Annotated in this window: 20 protein-coding genes and 1 tRNA gene; 13 read left to right on the top strand and 8 right to left on the bottom strand. The window is 43.3% G+C overall.

Annotated features, from left to right (window positions below):
- Window positions 1-36: 36 nt before the first annotated feature.
- Genes cbiS through KRP56_05980 form a run of 3 tightly spaced genes read right to left on the bottom strand, consistent with a single transcriptional unit; the run spans window position 37 to window position 3,375 of the window.
- Entirely contained in the window at window positions 37-1,206 is a 1,170-nt protein-coding gene (gene cbiS / locus KRP56_05970; protein ID UAL07375.1) for a bifunctional adenosylcobinamide hydrolase/alpha-ribazole phosphatase CbiS, read from the bottom strand.
- Window positions 1,203-2,249, bottom strand: coding sequence for an adenosylcobinamide-phosphate synthase CbiB (gene cbiB, locus KRP56_05975; GenBank protein ID UAL07376.1), 1,047 nt, complete (start codon window positions 2,247-2,249; stop codon window positions 1,203-1,205). The genes cbiS and cbiB overlap by 4 nt, the downstream gene beginning before the upstream one ends.
- Before the next feature lies 1 nt (window position 2,250).
- A complete protein-coding gene (locus KRP56_05980) occupies window positions 2,251-3,375 on the bottom strand; it encodes a histidinol-phosphate aminotransferase family protein (protein UAL07377.1) in 1,125 nt (374 codons plus the stop codon).
- Between the two features lie 190 nt (window positions 3,376-3,565).
- On the opposite strand from KRP56_05980, the gene dcd reads away from it, so the two are divergent.
- Complete coding sequence (gene dcd / locus KRP56_05985; GenBank protein ID UAL07378.1) at window positions 3,566-4,057, top strand: dCTP deaminase; 492 nt, start codon at window positions 3,566-3,568, stop codon at window positions 4,055-4,057.
- Here dcd and KRP56_05990 read toward each other — a convergent pair whose 3' ends face one another.
- From KRP56_05990 to KRP56_06005, 4 genes are all read right to left on the bottom strand, one after another.
- Window positions 4,058-5,068, bottom strand: a complete 1,011-nt coding sequence (locus KRP56_05990; GenBank protein ID UAL07379.1) for a class I SAM-dependent methyltransferase family protein — start codon at window positions 5,066-5,068, stop codon at window positions 4,058-4,060.
- Between the two features lie 14 nt (window positions 5,069-5,082).
- Window positions 5,083-5,880 (bottom strand): diphthine synthase, encoded by a 798-nt coding sequence (gene dph5 / locus KRP56_05995; protein UAL07380.1) that lies wholly within the window; start codon window positions 5,878-5,880, stop codon window positions 5,083-5,085.
- A gap of 83 nt (window positions 5,881-5,963) precedes the next feature.
- A complete protein-coding gene (locus KRP56_06000; protein UAL07381.1) occupies window positions 5,964-8,057 on the bottom strand; it encodes an acetate--CoA ligase family protein in 2,094 nt (697 codons plus the stop codon).
- 604 nt (window positions 8,058-8,661) lie between these two features.
- The gene (locus KRP56_06005) at window positions 8,662-9,342 is read right to left on the bottom strand and encodes a hypothetical protein (protein ID UAL07382.1); all 681 of its coding nucleotides are present in this window, start codon (window positions 9,340-9,342) and stop codon (window positions 8,662-8,664) included.
- Between the two features lie 123 nt (window positions 9,343-9,465).
- Here KRP56_06005 and KRP56_06010 point away from each other — a divergent pair, with 123 nt between their 5' ends.
- The 6 genes from KRP56_06010 to truD all read left to right on the top strand — a co-directional run bounded on the left by KRP56_06010 (window position 9,466) and on the right by truD (window position 15,287).
- Complete coding sequence (locus KRP56_06010; protein UAL07383.1) at window positions 9,466-9,852, top strand: carboxymuconolactone decarboxylase family protein; 387 nt, start codon at window positions 9,466-9,468, stop codon at window positions 9,850-9,852.
- 58 nt (window positions 9,853-9,910) lie between these two features.
- A complete protein-coding gene (locus KRP56_06015; GenBank protein ID UAL07384.1) occupies window positions 9,911-10,237 on the top strand; it encodes an iron-sulfur cluster assembly accessory protein in 327 nt (108 codons plus the stop codon).
- A 67-nt stretch (window positions 10,238-10,304) separates the two neighbouring features.
- Complete coding sequence (locus tag KRP56_06020; protein UAL07385.1) at window positions 10,305-11,855, top strand: DEAD/DEAH box helicase family protein; 1,551 nt, start codon at window positions 10,305-10,307, stop codon at window positions 11,853-11,855.
- Window positions 11,856-11,903: 48 nt separating this feature from the next.
- Window positions 11,904-13,670: an ATP-dependent DNA ligase gene (locus KRP56_06025; GenBank protein ID UAL08483.1), complete on the top strand. Its 1,767-nt coding sequence runs from the start codon at window positions 11,904-11,906 to the stop codon at window positions 13,668-13,670.
- Between the two features lie 50 nt (window positions 13,671-13,720).
- The gene (locus KRP56_06030; protein ID UAL07386.1) at window positions 13,721-13,975 is read left to right on the top strand and encodes a DNA-directed RNA polymerase subunit L; all 255 of its coding nucleotides are present in this window, start codon (window positions 13,721-13,723) and stop codon (window positions 13,973-13,975) included.
- A gap of 7 nt (window positions 13,976-13,982) precedes the next feature.
- Window positions 13,983-15,287 carry a tRNA pseudouridine(13) synthase TruD gene (truD, locus tag KRP56_06035; GenBank protein ID UAL07387.1) on the top strand — a complete coding sequence of 435 codons (1,305 nt, stop codon included), beginning with the start codon at window positions 13,983-13,985 and terminating at the stop codon, window positions 15,285-15,287.
- Here the strand turns inward: truD and KRP56_06040 are convergent, their stop codons facing one another.
- Entirely contained in the window at window positions 15,288-18,932 is a 3,645-nt protein-coding gene (locus KRP56_06040) for a tetratricopeptide repeat protein (protein ID UAL07388.1), read from the bottom strand.
- Window positions 18,933-19,023: 91 nt separating this feature from the next.
- On the opposite strand from KRP56_06040, the gene KRP56_06045 reads away from it, so the two are divergent.
- The 6 genes from KRP56_06045 (at window position 19,024) to KRP56_06070 (ending at window position 23,136) form a co-directional block, all read left to right on the top strand.
- Window positions 19,024-19,096, top strand: a tRNA-Gly gene (locus KRP56_06045).
- 268 nt (window positions 19,097-19,364) lie between these two features.
- On the top strand, window positions 19,365-20,306 hold the full coding sequence (locus KRP56_06050) for an ABC transporter ATP-binding protein (protein UAL07389.1): 942 nt from the start codon (window positions 19,365-19,367) through the stop codon (window positions 20,304-20,306).
- A 5-nt stretch (window positions 20,307-20,311) separates the two neighbouring features.
- Complete coding sequence (locus KRP56_06055) at window positions 20,312-21,067, top strand: ABC transporter permease (protein UAL07390.1); 756 nt, start codon at window positions 20,312-20,314, stop codon at window positions 21,065-21,067.
- Window positions 21,068-21,298: 231 nt separating this feature from the next.
- Window positions 21,299-21,544, top strand: a complete 246-nt coding sequence (locus KRP56_06060; protein UAL07391.1) for a hypothetical protein — start codon at window positions 21,299-21,301, stop codon at window positions 21,542-21,544.
- Between the two features lie 47 nt (window positions 21,545-21,591).
- Window positions 21,592-22,446, top strand: coding sequence for a DUF368 domain-containing protein (locus KRP56_06065; GenBank protein ID UAL07392.1), 855 nt, complete (start codon window positions 21,592-21,594; stop codon window positions 22,444-22,446).
- Between the two features lie 48 nt (window positions 22,447-22,494).
- Complete coding sequence (locus KRP56_06070; protein ID UAL07393.1) at window positions 22,495-23,136, top strand: hypothetical protein; 642 nt, start codon at window positions 22,495-22,497, stop codon at window positions 23,134-23,136.
- Window positions 23,137-23,176 lie beyond the last annotated feature (40 nt).

Below are 23,176 nucleotides of genomic sequence, written 5' to 3' on the forward strand. Positions count from 1 at the left end.
ACACCGTGGAATCACATTTTTTGTATTATAATATTCTTAATTTTGGACAGAACACAATAAAGAACTCTTATCGAATAGATCTGTGTATATTGATGACATTATACCACCGATAAGACCGCATATCATATCGTCCATGAACGGTCCTAACTTTCCAATTATACCTGGTTTGTACCTATCGAAACGATGGAACTCGAATATCCCGCGAGTTCCAGCTATATATTGAGCTATCTGCATGCCGATTATCTCGTCTGCGATCAGATGGATCGGGTCCGTCTTGAACATTCCCCTGGGCATCGAACATATGCAATCCTTATTTCCAAGGTCTTCCAATTCTATGGCTGCAAGTATCAAAGATGACACATTTATGTCCTGACACAAGATATCGAGCTTCTCATCGAACAGACGGCGCAACATCCTATCATCCCATTCAGGATTTGGAACATATATCTCCATCGCGGCATCCCACATACTATCACGTGTTATCCCTGACTTTGCCAATTTATCCACAAAATTCCCGACAACTGGATAATCTCCGCGCTTTACAAGATTGGATATCACTCCAGCCTTCACCGATCTGGCCATTGATATGCCCAATGGGACCCCGGTGCCTGCGAAACTCTCCTTTGCGTCCCCAACCGGTGACACGATAGCTATTGAATCAGAGGTCGTCCCTGTTTCCTTATAACCTAGGGCGTTCAGTGCCGCGGTCTTTGCTTCGATCATGGGCATCATTATGTTTATCTTTCCCTCATCGGTGAGCGAAAGAGGAGATATACCTATGATATTGATGGTTCCTCCAAGCAGTGCTTTGTACCTTTCCATTGATATTTTGAAACGTTCTTCCCAATTCTCAAGGAGGTCGCCGGCTACCACCTGGTTGCTAAGTCCTGCCGTGATCGCGGCGAATGTGTTCACTCCGCCATAATCAGATTCCGTGGTTGTGAAAACATACTTCACCTCAGCGGCCGTCATCATCCCTACCGCATCCTCGGGGAGCCCCAGTTTATCCCTTTGCTGTCTTATCAAAGCCCACGGGTCATCACAATGGAAATGGTGGGGCACTTGCATTATGAAAAGTGTATCGGTGATCGTGTGCCCTCCATTCAGAACTGCGCTGCTGAGTACCTCCATCCTCTCTGTTAGATGAACGACGGCTGTGGCGAGTTCCCCCTCTTCTACGATTTCCGTACCCCTTACATACTTCATATTATCCCTCCAATAAGACCAGAAATGAAATTCTCAAACAATAACTGCACTTGTATGCCTATTACAGCGTACAAAGGCATCATCACTATAACGACAAATAGAATGGATGTCAATTCGACAAGATGATAACACCTAGTGATATCATCGATCGTCGGCATATTTCCCTCACCCATCACATATACTCCCCTTTTCTCCATCGATATCCCCAATGCCGCGGCACAGGCGGTCATCGGATATCCGCTATTGGGGCTGGGTGTCTTTGTATGCTCCTTCTTTGCAGCCTGAAGTATCGAAGGATGGTCCTTAAAACCCATTATCTTTGCAGCTAGAACAACGAAATATGGTGATATCCTAGCAGTTAAAAATCCGAGAACATCATCGAATTTAGCTGGGAAAAATCCAAGATTTCCATACTTTTCATTCAAATAACCCCACATTGCATCCATAAGATTGGCACATCTGAACATTATCGCACCTGGAAGTCCCAAAAGACCACCGAAGAACGTGGGTGACATTGCACTGTCCACTAAATTCTCGGTCACTGTTTCACAGCATGACGACGCTATGTGCTCGGCATCCATTCCTTTCGTATTACGACTGACGATCATCTGTACCTTTGCCGCAGCCTCTTCTACTCTGCCATTGCGAAGGTCCTCTTGAATGGGGATGCAGTGTTTTCTGAAAGAGAATATCGCGAAGGTTATCTTCAAAAATGCTCCGCATAAAACTATCCAAACTATCTCACTGAGCGTGAAGACTATTCCGTCTGTGATTATGAATGTTATATCGAACTTCTCAACTATGAGGCGAACTGCAGTAATGAATGTTATCGTTGAGAATAAGATGAGCAAAAACACAAACATGTAAGAAAAGAACCCCCATAACTTGGCTGTCTTGCCCCTGTTCTTTATGTGTGAATCTATCCATCCCAGTATATTCCCTAACCATCTCAAAGGATGTATCGAGTTCGGAAGTTCTCCTATGAAACGATCTATGAGGAGAGCGACCAATATTATCAATATCGCATCTACCCAGACCTGCATATTAAGACCTCAGCTCTTTCAATGATTTTTCAACCGCTTTCACAAATATCTCATTCCTTTCACGGTCTTTGACACTATATCTGACATACCATTCAAAATATGAACCAAATGAAGCACAATCTCTGACCATGACCTTGTTCTTGAGCATAATTTCCTTGAATTTTGAACATTTTACGCCAAGTGGTCTCAGGGAATTGAAATAAAAGAATGAATCAGAAACATTACCTGCGGGGAATCCGAGATCGTTGAGCTCCCTATTCATTATTTTGGATTCGACACCCATCATTAAAGCTGCTTTGTGAACATAATCCATTCTTTCTCCGATGAGGACATTTGCCACGGTTTGTTCCACTTGTCCAACATTCCACGTCATTCTGACCTTTTCCATCTCAGAAACGAGAGGCTCCGATGCGAACCCGAATCCGATCCTTATGCCTGGTATGGCAAAGGACTTCGTCAAAGAACCTGCAACAACAAGATTATCGTATTCTTTTACCAGTCTGGAACATGTAACATCCTTATAATTGGGAAGCAATTCCAGAAGTGTTTCATCCAAGAATACAAGGACATTATTATCAGAACACTCTTTTATTATGCTGACGATCTTGTCCTTGGATTCAACACGTCCAGTCGGATTATTTGGATTGCATATGTAAACGGCTTTGGCACCATCATTTATACCGTCTGTCAATTTTTGACGGTCCATATAGAAATCATCCTCTTCGCGAAGATCGTTCCACCATATCTTTGCACCGACTATCTTGCATTGCTGTGCATATTCTGCAAAAGATGGTCTGCCTAGTATGACGATATCGCCTGGAGTAAGAAAAGTGTTGGGGAAATTACGTATTATATCTGAAGATCCAGCACCGATCATGACATTATGGTCGCTGACACCGAAGGTGCGTGAAATCGTGGATTTTAACTCTGCACATGAATCATCGGGATAATGACCTATATCTTCCACAGCGGACATCATTATTTCGCCTATATCCTCAGGTGGACCGAAAGGATTTAGGTTATGACTGTAGTCCTCTATATCATTGAGTTTCCAGGCCTGTCCTCCATGAACGGTCTTTGGCAATTGCGCCAACGTCCCCCTTGCCCTTATTGCCCCGTTTCTCATGTTATCCCCTTAACGCTGAAAGTTACCGAGATATACCCTATTGAATATACAAACATTTAGTAAAATAAAATCAGCCTAAATGCATATGTTTGTATTGCTGGCTATTGTTGGATGTAACTGGTGGTTATATCATCCAATATTTGATAGATAACGATAAAAGTATATTATCAACAATTATCATTCCTAAAACATGGCAATATTATCGGACAAAGACATATTGAAAGGAATGGAATCCGGATATCTCGGAATAAGCAACTACCATGAAAGAGGACTTACACCTAACGGATACGATCTAAGGATCGCAGAGATATCGATAAGAGGGGACCTTTCAATAAAAAAAGAAGGTACTGTGAAAATACCTCCCAGAACAATGTTCTATGTTTCAACGATCGAAAGAGTCAAAATGCCAACTGATTGCTGTGCCCAGCTATGGATGAGGACCACATGGATAAGAAAGGGATGCATAGGCGCATTCGGAAAGATCGATGCTGGATTCGAGGGCACTCTGACATTAGGAGCATACAATGCCACAGATGATTTTGTTGAGATCCCCATCGGTGAAAGATTCTGTCAGATGATATTCGAAACACTTACTACCGCCTCGGAGAAGGATTACTCGGAGAGAAGCGGACATTACCAAGGACAGACAGGAATTACACTTAACCCTGTGAATAAAAAATGATCAGCCGCGAATGATGTCTAGAACATAGACACTCATGGTCGGTGAATAGGTCTTAAGCTCAGAAACTCTTTCAACTTCCATTTTCAATCCGTGGTGTTCCATACGATGTGCCAGACCTTCCTTGAAAGATTCGAAATCTACACGTTCTATTATCTTGTATAGATGCACCGTACCTCCTATCTTGGTTTTCATCAGAGCATACTGAAGGAACTGATCGGCCATCTGAGGGAGATTCATTATCACACGGTCCGCATCTGGAAGTGTCATTATGACCTCTTTCGCATCCCCTGTTATCGGCATTAGGTTTGATATGTGATTCAGATCGGCATTCATTTTTGCAAAATGCTCTGCCTCAGGATTGAGGTCTATCGAATAAACCACACCTGGCTTTGCCGTCCTGCATATCACGGTCCCGAACGGTGCGACCCCTGCGAACATGTCTATTATTGTCTCTCCCTCTTTCACAAGAGATGCTATCCTCGATCTTTCCGTACAAAGCCTGGGATTAAAATAAACTTTAGCGGGATCTGTTATCATTCTGACCCCAAATTCCCTGTGCATTGTTTCTGATGTTCCAATACCAGCTATCTGTTCCAGATCTCTGATCCTGAAATCCCCCTTTACACCATGATCCAACATAACGACCCTAATATTCGGCGTAACCGATATCAGAGCTTTTCCTATCTCACATTTGTGATCCATGAGATCATCGGTCAATTTGACTAAAAGAACGTCTCCGATGACATCGTGTGAATTTGGAAGCTGCTCTTTCAACTCATCTGGAATATCAAGAATCTCTCTATAATCTGTCTCATGACGTTCCTGTATCTTCAATTCTGCTTCCACTACCGGAAAATCACCATAGGATCCCGAAAGGATAGGTATCAAAAGACAGTCGCCATCTGGACATATCTTAACATCCAGATTCAAGAGCCCCTTCTCTCTGAGAACAGACCTGACAGATTCTCCGTCCATCTTCGGCACGCGTATGCATCTTACAGTCTGACTCATCTTGATGCCTCGGATCATTCATCCTTTATGATCTCTTTAGGTGCACCGGCGAAATCAACAAGTGCATAGGATTCCATGAAATGGAGATTTCCAGGAAGGACCAGAGTATGTAATGGTGATCCAAGGTCCATTTTTAAAAGATCTTGCGGATATCCAGCAAATATCTTTTCATTTGTGGATCCTACCTGACATGCAACACATAGAAGGGTCTTTTCTGTTATCAGGCCTTCTTTCCATTTCTTCTCTCCTTCTATGAGCCATTCTATTGCCTGATGAGCTGTCATATATCTCAACTCATCAGCACGTATATCGAGAAGTATCATTGTGTGGAGTCCTCTGTCATGATTCTCCTTGATATGGTCATATGGTGATTTCGGTTGATAGTTCATCTCCAAAAAGGGTAACGTAACGGTTCTTCCGAATTTATACGGCTGAAGTCCCAGTGAGGTTGGACACGCCCCGAATATCGATACACCGTGGAATACCTTGACCGGAATTCCTTCTTCAGAAGCTTGTATCCTTAGGTCCACATGAGTTGTTGCCAACATTGTGTCTCCGGCTGTGACGAACCCAACCCTCATCTTCCTTGCATCTGCAAGAATATCCTCTGATTCCTCTACCTGTGATCTGTAGACGACGTTGATCTTCTTACCTAAGACCTCTTCAAGCGCCTTAACGTCTGTGCCTATTAGTGTGGACGTGTAGAATTCAGCGTATATCTTGTCGCATTCTTTGAGCGCATTGAGGGCTTTTACTGTCATACCATCGATACCTGAAAGGCCCAAACCTGCAAAAACGAGTTCAGATGTCATCGGCTCATTATTGACATCATACAATTAAACGATTCGGTAAAGAAAAGATTGATGGTCCGGGTCTCCCCGGACCAATGAAAAGTTTACTTGTTAAGGGTCACAAGAGCATCGACTGCCCAACAGCCCTTGCCCTCCTTCCCTACTATGACTGGGTTGATCTCGAGTTCGTGGATCTCTGGATTCTCTTCAGCTATCGCGACGAGTCTCTTGATCATATCCTTCATAGCATCTATGTCGGCAACTGGTAGTCCTCTGGCACCAGACATGAGCCTGTATGCCTTTGTGGACGTTATCATGTCGTCGAGCTGTTCCTCGGACATCGGAACATGCACCTGTGCGATCTCCCTGAGGATCTCAACATAGATACCTCCCAATCCGAACGAAACGACCGGACCGAACTGTGGGTCGCGGATCATGGAGAGGATTACCTCCTGACCAAAGACCATCTGCTGTATGGAAACTCCGTCGAGCCTCGATGTGGGTTTCGCCTTTCTGCAATTTGTCATGATCTTATTGAACGCCTCCGCGGCCTCCTCTGGTGTCTCCACTCCGACAACCACACCTCCGACATCTGTCTTGTGTGCGATGTCTGGAGAAAGGATCTTCATGACCACTGGGTATCCGATCTTATTGCATGCAGTGACGGCTTCTTCCGAGGATTTGACCGTAGCCTCGCCTGGAACGGGCATTCCGTATGCCTTGAATATCTTCTTACCCTCTGACTCTGAAAGTCCATGCCTTCCTTCTGCAAAGGCAGCATCGATTATCTCCTTGGTCTTCTTCCTTCCGTCGACCTTGGGGACATCGAGGGCCGTTCTCTTCTGTTCCTCCTTAAGCGTGTATTTTCTCAGGATCGACAAAGCACGCACGGCTCTGTCGGGGGACGGATAGGATGGGATCCTTCCTGCTCTGAGGATCTTGTTAGCCTCTTCGCACTTGTTTCCTCCTGCAAAACAGCAGGTGGTGGGTATCGGGATGTCATCTCTCATTTCAACAAGGATCTTGGCAATGTTGTTGAGGTCCGCTGTATCAAGAGGCGATCCCATGACGACGAGCCCACCGACCGATGGGTCCTTTATCACTGCCTCTATCGCGCCCTTGAAGTATTCGGCCTTTGCATCTCCCCTTACATCAATTGGATTGGTGAGTCCTGCGATAGTGGGAACCGCCTTCTTTATTGCCTCGATGGTCTCCGGTGCAAGTTTTGCCGCTTCTATATACGGAGCATCGAATGCTGCGTCTGCGGACATGACCCCAAGTCCACCGGCATTCGTTATGATCGCGATACCGTTCTTCTTCATAGGGCTGCATGTGCTGAAAACCTGCAACGCATCGCAGAATTCATCAAGATCCATTGCTCTGTGTATGTTGAGTTTCTTGAAGATCACGTTGTTCACTGCATCGGAACCTGCAAGGGAACCTGTGTGTGAGGACGCCGCCTTCGAGCCAGCCTCGGTCTTTCCTGACTTGAACATCACTATTGGCTTCTTCTGAGGCATTCCCTCCACAGCCTTTATGAACTGATCGCCTCTGGATATTCCTTCGAGGTACATTCCGATGACCTTCGTTTCTGAGTCATTGGCAATTATGGAGAGCATGTCTGCTTCATCCATATCGCTCTTGTTTCCAAAGGTAACGAACTTAGAAAGCCCCAATCCACTGAGACGGAACCAATCAAGAATAGATGATCCAACAGCTCCGGATTGTGAGAATATCGCCACATTACCAACGGCAGGACGAATATGTGTGAATGTTGTGTTGACACCGGCCTTGGGATTCATCAGACCGAAACTGTTGGGCCCAAGGATCCTCACATTTGCTTTCTTGGCAGCTGCAAGCAACTCCATCTCAAGCTCTGCACCGGCTGGACCTTCCTCCTTGAATCCTGCCGTCAAGATCGATGCGACCTTTATTCCCGCTTTGCCGAGATTCTCCATCTCAGCTATCACCTGTGTATTCTTGACCGCCATGACGGCAAGGTCCACGGGTGCTCCGATATCAAGGACGGACGGATAGGCCTTATATCCCTGTATCTCCCCACCCTTGGGGTTAACGGGATATAATTTTCCCTTAAATCCTGCGTCGATCATGTTCTTTACGAGCATACCGCCTAATTTCGTAGTATCCGAGGAAGCACCAATTATGGCTACCGAATCGGGGGATAAGAAGTTCTTCATGAATAGGGGGAATGAAAATGTGTTTAATAAACTTAACTGTGTCGAAAATCATTTTTAACGAATTTCATAAATATATCTACGAATATCGTATTTTTAACTATTTAATTCCTCGAAATTCGATAAAATTCGACAATAAATAGATTTTTTTTGCCTATATAGCAATTTACGACTTTTAAATACGTCAATTGTCGTAACTATATTAATTGAGAATGTTTGTGTATTTTTTTAAATACTAGATGCATATTGCATACCGCTGAATCGGTCAAGGGACGCGATTTCATGAACGCCATAGACACGATACAGCACAAAGCGATCCTATCCCTATTTATTAGGGCTCTTGCGGTAGCAACGATGAGTCATCGTAGCCATGACCGGAAGCCAACGTAGGATCCGACACACACTCCCGGCGTCAGTCAGTATCTAGAGACCGATGTCATCATCGGACCATGAAAGGATTTGTTAGCGCCCGGGAGACAATTTCATCCCCCGAGCAATTTGTTTTATGAATACCTCCACATGATGATACCATCGATCTGTAGCTTTTTATCGATCCAATAATTGAACAACGGTATTTCTTCAAATGGCATTTTTTAATTATATTTCATCATAAATAAAGACAAATTTTCCTCAGCCACTCCTCTGCTTCACTTTGTTGTGAAAATTTAGATTCCAATGCAGCAAAATCAACACCATGCCCTTTTCCTGTAGGGTCGAATCCAATTATTATATGACACAACTCATGATATAAACAATAGTCCAAAACGAAATCTGGAATCATATCCGTGTCAAGCTGTTTTGATATTGTGATCACTTTCATTAAAACCGAACATGTACCTACCTTGCGTACTGACGGTTCCTTTGTCCACGAAAGACATAATGTGGGGTCTTCTTTCACAAGTCCTATTCCAATGAGTCTTTTATATGAATCTGTGAGGTCCTTGAATTCTCCCTGATGTGACCTCATTATATTCCTACTTCTTCTGATGTATACCGATTGTTTTGACTCGGCAAACCCTGGCGCCGTGACCCATGCACACATCTCTTTAGAATACGAATCCTCCCCTGTACCCATTATTCTGGAAAAAATTGACATGGAAAGTCCCTTTATCACTTCCTCAGGAGCATCGGCCAAATAATCAGATACCTTGAATTCTGCCCATTTGTAACTTCTCTGCCAACGTACCTTGAACTCTTTAAAGGCCATGAATTCTGCCTGAACCTTATCAAATCCAAAACCACTTCCAACTTCCGTGAATATCTTATTCAATGTCTCTTCCGATACCATTTCTGTATATCTCCCAACGGCCTACACCGTATGGCTACAAGATCGGCCAAAATAGAACATTAAAATGGCCCATTACAGTTATAATACGCAAAGTTTCTTTTTATGGAATTATATGAGCCCTCTATGGAAACAGATCAGAAGGACCGTGAGATAACGGACAAGATCCTCAATGCAATAGAAAAGAAATATGGTTTCATACCGATGATCAATCAGATACTTTCCGAACGCCCGGACATGTTCATACCCGCCATAGGTCTTAGCAAAGCTATATTAGAAAATCCGAACTCATCTTTCGAACCTAAATACAGATACCTTTTGGCCATATCGGCCGCCTCAGCACTAGGATCGCAATACTGCATAGATATCCAAATAAAACATGCATTGGATGCTGGAGCCACAAAAGAAGAGATAATGGAAACTCTGATGATCGGATCATATATGACAATGTCACGCTCCCAGTCCATCGCTTTGCGTGAATATGATAAACAATTCAACATAACAAAAAAGTGATTTCCTAGGGGTTACTAAGCGTATTAAATACTTGCGAACTATTCAAAGATTGATAAGTATGGTCACGATTACGCCCGATGCAGAAAAATTCATCGACGAACTCATGGAAAAGAACGGGAAGGTCGGATATGGTATCAGGATCTACCTTTCTGGTTTCGCATGCTCTGGACCTCAGTTCGGAATGTCCTTCCAACAGCAGGCCGGAGAGAATGAGAAGGTCGACAAGTCAGCCCCGAGCTTCGAAATATATTACGACGCCGAAACAGAACAGGCGCTGAAAGATTGTGTCATCGAATTCGTAGATGACCCCAATTTCGGGACTGGTCTTAGTATCCGTAATCCCAACTTCAGCGGTTGCGCCTCATGCGGCGGCGGATGCCACTAAATACTCTTTCGGGGGATTCGGTCATCCCCCAGACAACCTTTTATTGTTTCTTTCATTAACACTTACGATGAGATACATCTCCCACCCTAGGATCGTTCCCGACAAAGTCGAAGAACGCAGATATCAATCTACCATGGCCAAGGGATGTCTGGACAACAATACCTTGATAATCTTGCCCACCGGCCTCGGAAAAACGATTGTGGCACTCTGCGTTACGGCTGATTTACTCGCAAATGGTAAAGTACTGATGCTGGCCCCGACCAAGCCCCTTGTGGAACAACATTCAGAATTCTTTTCAGAAATGCTTGTAGATACACGCATCGGCATAATGACCGGACTTATGAAACCTGATATTAGGGCTGACATAGTGAACAACAATGATGTTATCGTCTCTACTCCGCAATGTATTGCCAATGATCTAGAATCAAAAAAATATGACCTCACGCCATTCAGCCTGATAATATATGATGAGGCACACAGAGGAACCGGGAATTATTCGTACGTGACGATCGCAAAGTATTGCACTTCCAAAATAAGGTGCATAGGCCTCACTGCATCGCCCGGAAGCGATATCAAAAAGGTCGAAGAAGTGTGTGAGAACCTTTCCCTTTCCAAAATAGACATGAGGAATGATGAGGATCCAGACGTATCGCCTTATGTACATGATACTTATGTAAAAAGGATAGAAGTTAACATGCCCAAGGACCTCACAGATGTGGTGTGTATCTTTAAAGACCTTCTTAATCATTATTTCGGAGAGCTTGCATCATTGCATCTAACTGACCCGAACTGGCCGGTTTCTACCAAACATATGCTGGTGGTCGGAGAATCCCTTCAAAAAAGACTCGCAAGAGGAGAGAAAACGGCGATAATATTCAGAGGCCTGACTGTTCAGTCGATGTGTGTCAAACTCCTTCATGCAATAAATCTTGCAGAAACGCAGGGCATGACCGCTTTGAGAACATATATGAACAAACTTAACGAAGATGGCGGCCCGAATGGGTCAAAAGGCGGAAAAGAACTTGTCAGTCGCAAAGAATACACTGATGCCTGGAACATTGTAAGGGATACAAAAGTGGAACATCCAAAGATCTCCAAGGTCATGAGCCTTGTGAGTCAGATACTCAACTCCGAGAATGGTACCAAAGTGATGATATTCACACAATACAGGGATACATGCGAACTTTTGGTAGAAAAGCTATCATCCATACCAGAGGCAAAGGTTGCCAAACTCATCGGCCAATCCAATGGTGGATTAAAGCAGAAGGAACAGATCGGTGTACTAGATGATTTCAGATCTGGAAAATACAATGTCATAATATCCACATCCGTAGGGGAAGAAGGGTTGGATATAACGAGTACCAATGCAGTGATATTCTATGAGCCAGTACCTTCAGAGATAAGAACCATACAAAGACGCGGACGTACAGGAAGAAAGAACGACGGAGAGGTATTCGTCCTTGTGGCCAAGGGAACAATGGACGAAGTATTCGAAGAATCCAGCAAAAAGAAAGAGGCTCTTATGCGTTCCAGACTAGAAACCTTAAATGAAGTTTTAAAAAAGAAGAATCCTAAGCCATTCATTTCCAAAGGTCAGAGGACGATGGGCGAATTCTGATATCTGGAACACAACAGTGTAAAATATTGAGATGTGGATTCGGCCATTATGCTTTATTCTGAACTCGCAGAGCAATTCGACATCCTGGAACAAACAAGCAGTCGTTTGGAAATGACGACTCAGCTTTCGTTGTTCTTCAGGAAGGTCGATCCGAAAGAGATCAGGATAATCATTTATCTCTGTCAAGGAAAACTCCACCCTGATTTTTACGGTATAGAGCTCGGAATGTCCGACAAACTTGTATTGAAAGCGATATCATCTACCACTGGAACATCTCCTGAGAAAACGGAGAAGATGTGGATAGAACAAGGAGACTCAGGCACAGTAGCTGAGGGTCTCATAGGTATCAAAAAACAGATGACGCTATTCTCGGAGTCCCTTACACTTGAAAGAGTTGTGAAAAATCTCCTTGCGATAGAGAACGCAGACGGAAAGGACAGCCAAACAAAAAAGACAAAATATCTGGCACAATTGCTTCATGACTCTTCACCCATAGAGGCAAGATACCTCTGCCGGATAGTAACAGGAAGGATGAGGGTCGGGGCAGGGTCCATGACCCTATTGGACGCACTGGCCGAAGCCTTCGCAACAAAGAATGACCGGTCCGATATCGAGAGAGGATACAATATAACCTGTGATCTGGGACTTGTAGCAGAAAAACTTGCAATAGAAGGTTTGCAAGGCATACAGAAAATGCAGGTCACGATTGGCAATCCTATAAAGGTCATGCTAGCCGAACGTCTACCCTCGATCACACAGGTGATTGAAAAAATGGGCGGAAAATGTGCAATGGAATACAAATACGATGGGATCAGAGTGCAGGCCCACATCAGTAAAGACTCCGTAAAGCTCTATTCACGCAGACTGGAAGATCTGACATCCAACTTTCCTGACATAGCTGAGGCCTTGAGGAACCAATGCAAATGCACAGAGACCATAATAGAAGGAGAATGCGTGGCCATTGACAATAAGACCGGAGATATGCTCCCTTTCCAAACCGTTACCCACAGGCGCAAAAAACATGGCATGGAGGAAGCTATTAAGGAATTCCCTGTCAAGATATTCATGTTCGATATCATTTACGCAGACAACGCCGACATGTCTATGTATCCATATCCAGAAAGAAGAAGGATATTATCTGAATCCTTCGACCTGAAGGAACAAATCGATATGACCACCATGAAGGTCGTGAACTCTCCTGAGGAGGGGGAGGAATTCTTCAACGAAGCACTTGCCGCGAAATGCGAAGGGATAATGGCAAAATCATTGTCTGATGATTCAGTATACCGGGCAGGTTCCAGGGGATTCCTCTGGATAAAATACAAGAAAGATTATGAGGCCGCCCTAACAGATTCGTTCGACCTTGCTGTGGTCGGTGCCTTCTTCGGAATGGGAAAAAGAGCCGGAAAATATGGAGCGCTCCTCATGGCCTCATATGATGACGAGACTGGAAGATTCGGGACCGTCTGTAAATTGGGGACCGGATTTGACGACGAATTCCTGGCTAAAATGCCAGAACTTCTGGATGGATACCTTAGCAATGACAAACCCTCTTCTGTGGATGCAAAGATGATCCCGGATGTGTGGTTCGATCCCACTGTCGTATTGGAGGTAGTTGCAGCAGAGATCAGCGTGAGTCCTATACACACGGCCGCAGAAGGGATTTTCAGCAAAGATTCGGGATTGGGGTTGAGATTCCCGCGTTTCACCGGACGTATAAGGGATGATAAAGGTCCGGAACAATGCACAACTGTCCATGAGATATGCGAGATTTATGAACTTCAAGAGAAGAAGGACACACATATTTCGGAATGAAGACTGATTTCCCGCGAAACGTTTAAAATATAGATAACGTTCAGAGCATCATGCAGACCTACGTTGTCGAGAAAACCGATAAGAGCATTACAGTTGGTTTCAAGGACATCAACCTCACTATCATCGCCCCCCTCATCAAAGCGCTTGATGATGACAAGAATGTCGAGATCGCCAGGTTCATCGATAAACATCCTGAACTGTGCGACAGACAAATCTACGTTAAGGTCAAAAAAGGTAAGCCTGAAGACACACTTAAAAAAGCCTTCAAGACCATCTCCGAGTATTACTCAGACATAAACGAGTGAAACTCATATGCAGTACAGGTACTGCAGGACAGCTGAGGCCAACATCGGCATGAATTTTTACATGACGTCGATGGATGGCACCGGAGGACGTCTAAAGACCCTCCCCGAGGATTTCATCGTTACAGAGATATCTGATCCTCCGGAACCGAAAGAGAACGGTAAATTCGTGATCGCTGAGGTCACTACTAGGAATTGGGAGACGAACAGACTCATCAGACTCATGTCAAGGAACATGGGAATATCTAGAGAACGCATAGGGTTCGCAGGCACGAAGGATAAGAGGGCCATAACCACACAGTTGATGTCCTTTGAGATGCCGATCGAAAAACTCCAGGACGTGAATCTGAAAGATGTCGAGATAAAGAATGCCTATCTCGGAAAAAGGAACATCCAAATAGGCGATCTCATCGGTAATTCTTTCAAAATACGGGTAAAAGAATGCGATGCACCCCCCGAAAAGATCGAAGACACGATAACATCTGTGATTTCTGAGATCAAGAAAATGGGAGGATTTCCAAATTATTTCGGGGTTCAAAGATTTGGAGTGATACGTCCCATAACTCACATCGTTGGAGAATCACTCGTACGTGGCGATATCGAAGGAGCTGTCAGAAGATATCTCTCAGATCCGTCTGAATATGAGGAAGAGGATGTCCGCAATGCGAGGATGGAACTCGTATCAAGAAATGATTGGAAAGAACTTGTCAAAATAATGCCAGACCAACTGTCTTTCGAAAAGATGATGGTGTTTCATCTTGCCGATAACCCTGATGATTGGATAGGGGCCATAGATGTACTTCCAAAAAATCTGCAGATGATGTTCGTTCATGCCTATCAGTCCTATCTTTTCAATATGATGCTCAGCAAAAGAATGGAAATTGGACTCCCGCTCAATGTTCCAGTGGTCGGCGATGTCGTTATACCATTGGACTCCAACAAGATACCTCTGCACGAGAACCCCATCATATCCACAGAAAAGAATATAGATCTTGTAACAAGACAAGTGCGTGCCGGACGGGCATACATAACAATTTCATTGTTCGGCAGTGAGAGCCTGCTGGCAGAAGGCCAGATGGGAGATATAGAAAGGGAGATCATCAAAAAGGAGATGATCAAAGCGGAAGACTTCATAGTTCCGGGACTTAACCATTGCAGTTCAAAAGGCAGCAGAAGGGAAATAATCTGTCCCATCAAAGATATCGGATATGAGCTTAACGACGACGGTTACAGCATATCCTTCTCACTTCCAAAGGGCAATTATGCCACATGCCTCATGAGAGAATTCATGAAATCAGAGATGGAAAGATATTGATCAAAGATTTTCTTTGAAGGCCTTGGCGTGATATATCCCGATATGCATCGTTTTGACCATATCTTCGACGGTCATATCCTTGGTCACCACCGATGTGACCTTGATATCAGCGAGAACACGTTTGTCCGTCTTGGTCTTCATGACCTTATAGATATAAGCAACAAGCAACTTGGCCTCGTCTGAATCCTTAGTACCGCCTGCAACAAAGGCGCACGGGATAGGTATCACAGGATCATTCTCTAGATCATTGCAGTCTCCTTTGATTATGGCATTCATAGAGAGCGTTTCCATACGGTCGAACTCCGGCGTACCAGGAAGGATATCACCGTACTCGGACATGTTAGAAAGATACTTCAGTATGGAATTCGCCATATCCTTTTCAATATCCAAGGCAACAACGAGATCTGGATCGCTGAGAGGTAGTCCGGAAGTATATGCGCGTCTGAGAACACGCTCCGAATGTCTCTTGACTGCATCCGGAACCTTAGCTGTAACTGTTGATTTAACGACCTCTTTTGTCTTTACGTGCTGAGAAAGATTATTTGCATCCTGTTTGAGTCCCACAGAATCCATGGCCTTTACCATTATATCCTGTGATTGCTGGCTCTTATCTGTGCATTTCAGATATTGATCATACATGGACTGTACCTCATTGACGTTCTTTTTTTCCGCAAAAACCTTGGCACGTAATGAGATGGTCATTGCCGATTTATCGGAAACATACAATGTTTCAATGCTTTTTTCTGCAGCCTGCAGATTACCAGTAATAAGTTGACATGCCGTCAAATGTTTATATGCATCAGAATTCTTTGGATCTTTGATGACAGCAGATGTGAAACTGTTTATTGCAAACTCATAATTCCCCAACTTCTCTTGCATCAATCCAAGTTTAGAATATACAATGGATGTTTCTTTCCCACCGTTCAAAGCAGAATTATAACAAACCGATGCGCCGCTAAGGTCCCCCATTCTATATTTGAGATCTCCATTCGCCTCGCATATCTCAGGTAGATTTCCATTTTTCTTAATGACCTCCGATAAGAAAGCATCAGCGCTTCTAAGGTCCCCTGCTTTTTCATATATCTCCGATCTCAACAATATATATTTTGAATTCAAAGGATCCAATGTCAAAGCACGCTCGATTGACCTAGTAGATCCCTGAATATCGCCAGCTTTTAACAAAGAACGAGCTATCTGATATGAGGATTCTCCATCGGATACCTCTTTGACCTTACATTCCACCGTTGCTTGTTCTTTCTTCTTGTTCAACGTATCCTGCATTTCTAGATTCAATCTATTTGCCGAATTGACGTCCCCCACTCTGGTATAAAGGTCGATCAGGTCCGTCTTTATCATACGGTTATCAGACTGTATATTCAATATTGTCTCACAAACATTGATGGCACCCAAAATATCACCGAGTTCTGTCAATATTTCCTTTTTCTCCAAGAGCATAGGTATGGAATAAGGGTCCCTGATAACTGCATTATCAACTGTGGAGATGGCCTTTCCCTTTTCACCTCTAGAGATGTATTTTCTAGCAAGGATCCCAACAGTCTCTGCATCTTTTGGATCTATGCAAATTATCCTTTCTGATATGTTGATCAACTTATCATCCATTGATGCTGCAAGATATATGTCCCTCTCAACTTTCAGAATGTCCTTATTACCTTCATCTGCCATACATGCCAGTTTCAAAAAATATAATGCCTCTTCGAACTTTCCCATAGAAGCGAAGATCATCCCTTTTTTTACCAATGCATAAGAAGAATCTGGAGAAAGCTCTATCACTCTATTGAGAGATTCTACAGCACCATTGAGATCTCCTTTCTTTTCCTGCACAGATGAGCAGGAGATCCAGAATTCCGGTTCATTGAGATCCATAAGAACAGCTTTATTGAACGCTTCCTCTGCAGAATCTAGGTCTCCGATCTTCTCATCAGCCATCCCCTTGGAATGCCATATTATTGGATCTATTGGATCCATTGCAGCTGCAGAAGCATAAGAGGCCGAAGCTTTGAGATACTCACCAGAATGGTATTCGGCATTTCCTTTTAACTTTTTGACCTTGAGATTGTTACCGTATCTCTTCTCGTATTCATTGCATACCTCGATCGTTTCCTTATATCTGCTCTCGATGATAAGAGAACTTGCAAGGTCTATCAGATTCTTGGGACCTACATCCACATGAATGGTTGACTCAACATTGTTTCCATCTTTAACCTTGCTGGACAGTATCAGGGTCTTTGCCATCACCCCTGAAGCCTCTTCGTTCATAGGGTCTATGTTTAAGATCTTCTTGCATATCCTGACCACCCCTTCATTGTCCTTTTTGACTGAAAGTATATTCATCATCGATAACAAGGCGTCCACGTTCTCTGGTTCCGACCTGAGCACTTTTTCTATCTCTTTCTCTGCCCTGTCCATCTTACCAATGTTGATTAGGACATCGGCATACTGTATCCTACATGCGCTTTCTCCCTGATTCTTGCGCAGGACCTCGCTGGCAATATCCAAGGCCGCATTGTAGTTTCCTTTCCCGACCTGTATCTTAGAACTCAGGATATTGGTCTCCATATCGTCAGGGTATATTGTCGATATGCGCGAGACCACTTTCAAAGATTCATTGTAATTCTCCCAATCATAAAGGAGTCTGGCACATTTCTTATAAGAAGAAAGTTCGATACTTTCTGTATCTAGATATCCTACAATGCATTGGACGGCTTCATCTGTCATTCCACATGCATGGTATGTTTGGATCAGCCCCTTGACCACCATATCGGAACATGGATCGAGGGCTTCGGCATCCCTGTACAGTGCGAGCGAACGGTCGTAATTCTTATCACGAGAGTATGAGTCCGCTGCCTCGCACAGAATGTATACACAATTCGGCTTACTGGCCAGAATGCCCTCATACATCATCTGAGCTGAATGCCAATCTCTTTCATCCATCGACATCCTCGCAGATGCAAGCAAGAACTCTGGATTCTTGTCCCTGTATTCTTCAGAAGATATCATTTCACGAGTGGCATCATCTCTGCGGCCTCTGTACCAGTCATGGTAAATGTTATAGAGTTTCTCGGCCACTCCTTTTAGATCTGTGCTTCCGCAAGGTATTGGTTCCTTTCCTGACACCAGCAACTCAATGTTGCGGCGATACATCCAACCGCCAGTAGGGTCTATGATCTCAATGAGCTCATAGAACATCGCATATGTCGGATCACTGCATCTTGCACGTGTCAATTCCTTTCTCGCCTTGGAGAAATCCCCTTCTGCGATTGCAATTCTCGCACGAACACAACATATGAATGGAATGTTTCCTGTCTTGACATGGGATTCCATTTCTTTAGCCGAATCCATGTCGTTTATGCTCAAAAATATCATTGCAGCCGTGAGAGGTGGCATACAATCCTCAGGTCTGCGTTTTGAAACCAGGTCTTTTATGAGTTCTTTACGTTTAGAACATTTACGTTCATTCACAATTTGAATGGCCTTCACCAGTATATGTGAATCAACGGTACCACTGTGTTTTAGGATTATATCCAACCACTCTATGAACTGATCGTCGGTCCTCCAAGACCCAGTCTCCAATGTCTTCCAGACCCCTAACCCATATTTATCCTGGAAGACAGGCATAATTTCCATGGTTCCGTATTATTCAAACTATAAATAAACGTAGCTTTCAAAAGCATTGAATGAAACGATTATATACAATCACTAATTTACGAGTGACATTGCAATCGTAATCTAGCTGGTTAGGATTCGAGCCTTCCAAGCTCGTCGCCCGGGTTCGAATCCCGGCGATTGCACTCATCTTGTTCATCTTTGTTTCGCATGATATCAATTTTGGTTCATTAACGAATTTACAATTTCACTGATAGGGTCGTTCGAATCATCTCAATTCATTCTCAAAAATTTCAGTATATAAACAAATCAATTCATACGCCGTTGGATTATATCCATTAAATATCATTTCGTAATTGTAACGTCATCCAAAAGACAGAGTGTATCGAACACACGGTGGGAATAACCAATTAAAACATTGAAACCCCCTCTTAAGGATACAAGGTGAATGAAATGACAGACAATTTTCCGATAGATGTTGTCGGCCTAAGGAAGGAATACAAAAACTTCGTGGCCGTAGATAACCTCGATCTGAAAGTAGAACGCAATAGCTTTACGGGGCTGTTAGGACCCAACGGTGCAGGTAAAAGTACCACACTTAAGATCCTCACAAATCTGATAAATGCTACCAGTGGAAATGCGTATCTCAATGGAATAGATGTCACAAAGGACCCCAAAGCAGCATTGATAGGTGTAGGAACTGTAGTGGAAACACCAGAATTCTATGGCTATCTCACTCCAAAGGAGACCTTTTCTTACATCGGTGAAATATTCGGAATGACCAGTGAAGCAATATCCTCTGAAACCGACGAGATATTGGAAAAAGTAAAGATGGTAGAGTGGGGCGACAAAAAACTTAGCACATTCTCAAAAGGAATGAGGCAAAGGATAGCTTTGGGATTGTCTTTGATGAACAGTCCCAGTATAATCATTCTTGATGAACCCACTTCCGGACTTGATCCAAGAGGAATGGCCGAGACCAGAGAGATATTGAAGAACATAAGGAACACCTCAAAGGACCTTACAATACTGATGAGCTCACATGTACTGCATGAAGTGAATGATCTGTGCGACCATGTGGCGCTGATCAATCACGGAAAAATGTTGATACAGGACAAGACAGAGGCAGTCACACATCTGAACAAGATCCGTAAACTCAGTTTGAACTTTATCGGAGGTCCGACAAATTCAACTGTGGAAAAGATCTCTGGCCTTCCAAACGTGACAAAGACATCTATCGAAGCAAGAACACTTGTGGTCCTCTTCGAAGGAGATGACAAAGATCAAGCAGATTTCTTCGACAATGTCTCCAAACTCAGTGTTGGCGCATATAACTTGAATGAAGAAGATGCTCTAGAAGCGGTCTATTTGGATATGATCAAGGAGACGAGGTGATTCACTTGACAGAATTGAATAAGAAAGATGATCTCAGACAGTCAAGGGTCGTAATGAAATACGAATTTAGAAAACATCTCGAAGGAAAAAAGATCCTGCTATTCGGAGGATTGATTGCAGCTGTACTGTTATTACTGACTGTCCTTCCTTATGTATTCGGTGACGGACTTCCTAAAGATGCTTCCGACCTTGGTTCTCTGTACCTTATGTTCGGCAGTCTCATAGTACTCATTGCAGCAACATTGTTCACCTCTGGTGCAATTGCTTCTGAGTTCGAAGAAAGAACTGCACTGATACTCTTCACGAAACCGATCAGGAAATGGTCCATATATCTAGGAAAGTATGTTGCATCATGTCTGCTAGGAATAGCCTTCATGGTTGTGTATTACGCAATTGTATGTGCAGTATCCTTGGCCGTAACGGGCTCGATACCTCCACATTTCGCTGCATCCCTCGGACTGACCGTCTTGTACGTGGTATCCACAAGTGGAATAGCTATGATGATCAGCTCGTTCGCAAAGAAAAGCAGTACTGCGGCCATATTGACATTCATAACGCTGTTACTTCTCATATCGATCGTAACTGGTGTGCTGATGATGTACAACGTGGACACCTGGTTCATGTTAGATGATGCCTCAAATCACATCTCTACTAGCGTAACTGGCGAATCCGGTACCGGTACTGCGGCTGGAGTCATGGTCGTCTGGGCATTTATAACGACTACCCTTGGATACTTCATATTCAAGAAGAGAGAATTCTAAACATTTTAGGGGGACTCCCCCATTTTCATTTTTATTAGTAAAAAATGCTACAATTATCTACATGTGTGAATATTGCCGGAAGGATCAACTTCAACGAAAAATAGAATGAGTTTATATAAAACACCAAAATCAAAAACCATATTTTTAAAATCCCATCATTCAAAAAATGCCCATCCTCATTGAACATAGAAAATCAATATCTATCGGTTTCCCATAACCCCATCAGATATCATGAAGACGCCTCAGCAAAGAATGGAAGAATACGGGGATATCAGAAACGACATATGGAAAATCTTTGAGAGCAAAGGTTACTATCCGCAAGAAATGGCTGGTCCTCTGAGCAACATGATAGTAGAACTTTGTGTGATAACCTCTGACAAACCGCTCATGGATATCAACACGATCTGCAAGACCATGACCTCAGATGTGAAGAACATGCTGAAAATGGTGAAAGAAGAGAACAATAATGTCGAGTGATGAATTCGATGAGCTGAGTGCTTCAACATTCAAAATGTAGTGAAAATATGGTCTCTTTCGTCGAACAGATAAAAAGATTCATTGTTGGAACGATAGTGGGCATAGCCTCGATGCTTCCGGGTGTCAGTGGTGCGATAATAGCGGTATGTTTTGGCGTATATGAACGCTTAGTTGCAGATCTGGCCGACCTGAGACACAGGCTCACAACTGATTTTGTCTTCATATTGGTGATAGGACTAGGTATCCTATTCGGCATGGTGGTATCCGCATTCGGATTGGATTACCTGATGGATCAATACCTGGTTCTCGCCTTGTTCTTATTCCTTGGTCTGATTATCGGGCAGATACCGGAGCTCTGGAAAATAACAAAACCAACACCTGAAAAATTCAATAAATACAACATCGTTGCCGCTGCCATAGGATTCTCAGTAATGCTTGTGCTATTAAAGGTGGGGATAGCAGAAGATGCAGTTGTAGGACACAACATAGAATCGTATATTTGCCTCGTGTTCGTAGGAATAATATTCGCAATATCAAAACTGGCACCGGGAATAAGTGGCTCAACGATACTTCTCGCACTTGGTCTTTATCAACCATTGATGAATGCCATTACCCATTATGATTGGGCCCTTCTTTTTCCCCTCCTCCTGGGACTGATCATTGGTCTCATCGGCTTTGCAAAAGTGATTAACTACGCTCTAAACCATCATAGAAAATCCACATATTGTGCAATATTGGGACTGACCGTTGGGTCTGTAGCAGTCATACTTAGTTATGCTTATGCAGATATCACATCATCTCTTGATGTCCTTGGCGGAATAATGGCCATGATCATTGGAATAGGGATGAGTATGCTGTTCGTCAAAATAGGAAAGATCTCCTGTAATAACGATCAAACTTGATTAAATTCCTCAAATACGTTTATATGGGATTTAAACAATACTATTAACATGTTCTGTCCAGGCTGTGGTCGTTACTTAAACAGTAATGTAATGGAGTGCCCATATTGCAGTGCAGATATCACAGCCCGTGTTCAATCTCGTACAGAGATGATGGAAAAATCCAAAACGCCCGGAATAGAACTGAATAATAAAACTGAAGATCCGCCAAAATCACCCATAAAAAATATCAAAAAAGAACCTTTATTAGATTTCAGTAATAGATTTTTCTTTTTCGCATTCATTTCCAGCATAGCATTGGCGTTATGCATGTTCTTGCCCTGGACCATCTGGAATGGAGGGGACGTACACATAACATACAATGCCATAGACATGCTATCTTTCAAATGGGAAAGTTCATCCTTACTGAGTAAATATCTTCCAATGATCGTTTCTATGTGTGGTATTGTATCCCTATTAGGATTATTGTTGCGCAACAGAAAATCATGTACGGTTTGTGTCTCTTTCGCTTCCGGATTATTTTCTTTGATCCTTATATTCATATTCGCCATTATGATCTATCTGGGCACAGGTCTGAGCCCTTATTATGGACTTGGAATTGCACTGATCTTTTCACTGATACTTACTATGTGCACCCTCAACATTGCTGAGGGCTTCAAATGTTATAGAAAAAAGAAAAAACAACTAAACTAAAAATCAAAAAAATATTGACTGAATCAAACAAATTTTAAGA

Source organism: Candidatus Methanogranum gryphiswaldense (genome assembly GCA_019262145.1).
Lineage (GTDB): Archaea > Thermoplasmatota > Thermoplasmata > Methanomassiliicoccales > Methanomethylophilaceae > Methanogranum > Methanogranum gryphiswaldense.

Excerpts from the sequence above, each read along its gene's own strand:
- cbiS (UAL07375.1), bottom strand. The coding sequence starts at position 1,206 with ATGAAGTATGTAAGGGGTACGGAAATCGTAGAAGAGGGGGAACTCGCC.
- cbiB (UAL07376.1), bottom strand. The coding sequence starts at position 2,249 with ATGCAGGTCTGGGTAGATGCGATATTGATAATATTGGTCGCTCTCCTC.
- KRP56_05980 (UAL07377.1), bottom strand. The coding sequence starts at position 3,375 with ATGAGAAACGGGGCAATAAGGGCAAGGGGGACGTTGGCGCAATTGCCA.
- dcd (UAL07378.1), top strand. The coding sequence starts at position 3,566 with ATGGCAATATTATCGGACAAAGACATATTGAAAGGAATGGAATCCGGA.
- KRP56_05990 (UAL07379.1), bottom strand. The coding sequence starts at position 5,068 with ATGAGTCAGACTGTAAGATGCATACGCGTGCCGAAGATGGACGGAGAA.
- dph5 (UAL07380.1), bottom strand. The coding sequence starts at position 5,880 with ATGACATCTGAACTCGTTTTTGCAGGTTTGGGCCTTTCAGGTATCGAT.
- KRP56_06000 (UAL07381.1), bottom strand. The coding sequence starts at position 8,057 with ATGAAGAACTTCTTATCCCCCGATTCGGTAGCCATAATTGGTGCTTCC.
- KRP56_06005 (UAL07382.1), bottom strand. The coding sequence starts at position 9,342 with ATGGTATCGGAAGAGACATTGAATAAGATATTCACGGAAGTTGGAAGT.
- KRP56_06010 (UAL07383.1), top strand. The coding sequence starts at position 9,466 with ATGGAAACAGATCAGAAGGACCGTGAGATAACGGACAAGATCCTCAAT.
- KRP56_06015 (UAL07384.1), top strand. The coding sequence starts at position 9,911 with ATGGTCACGATTACGCCCGATGCAGAAAAATTCATCGACGAACTCATG.
- KRP56_06020 (UAL07385.1), top strand. The coding sequence starts at position 10,305 with ATGAGATACATCTCCCACCCTAGGATCGTTCCCGACAAAGTCGAAGAA.
- KRP56_06025 (UAL08483.1), top strand. The coding sequence starts at position 11,904 with ATGCTTTATTCTGAACTCGCAGAGCAATTCGACATCCTGGAACAAACA.
- KRP56_06030 (UAL07386.1), top strand. The coding sequence starts at position 13,721 with ATGCAGACCTACGTTGTCGAGAAAACCGATAAGAGCATTACAGTTGGT.
- truD (UAL07387.1), top strand. The coding sequence starts at position 13,983 with ATGCAGTACAGGTACTGCAGGACAGCTGAGGCCAACATCGGCATGAAT.
- KRP56_06040 (UAL07388.1), bottom strand. The coding sequence starts at position 18,932 with ATGGAAATTATGCCTGTCTTCCAGGATAAATATGGGTTAGGGGTCTGG.
- KRP56_06050 (UAL07389.1), top strand. The coding sequence starts at position 19,365 with ATGACAGACAATTTTCCGATAGATGTTGTCGGCCTAAGGAAGGAATAC.
- KRP56_06060 (UAL07391.1), top strand. The coding sequence starts at position 21,299 with ATGAAGACGCCTCAGCAAAGAATGGAAGAATACGGGGATATCAGAAAC.
- KRP56_06065 (UAL07392.1), top strand. The coding sequence starts at position 21,592 with ATGGTCTCTTTCGTCGAACAGATAAAAAGATTCATTGTTGGAACGATA.
- KRP56_06070 (UAL07393.1), top strand. The coding sequence starts at position 22,495 with ATGTTCTGTCCAGGCTGTGGTCGTTACTTAAACAGTAATGTAATGGAG.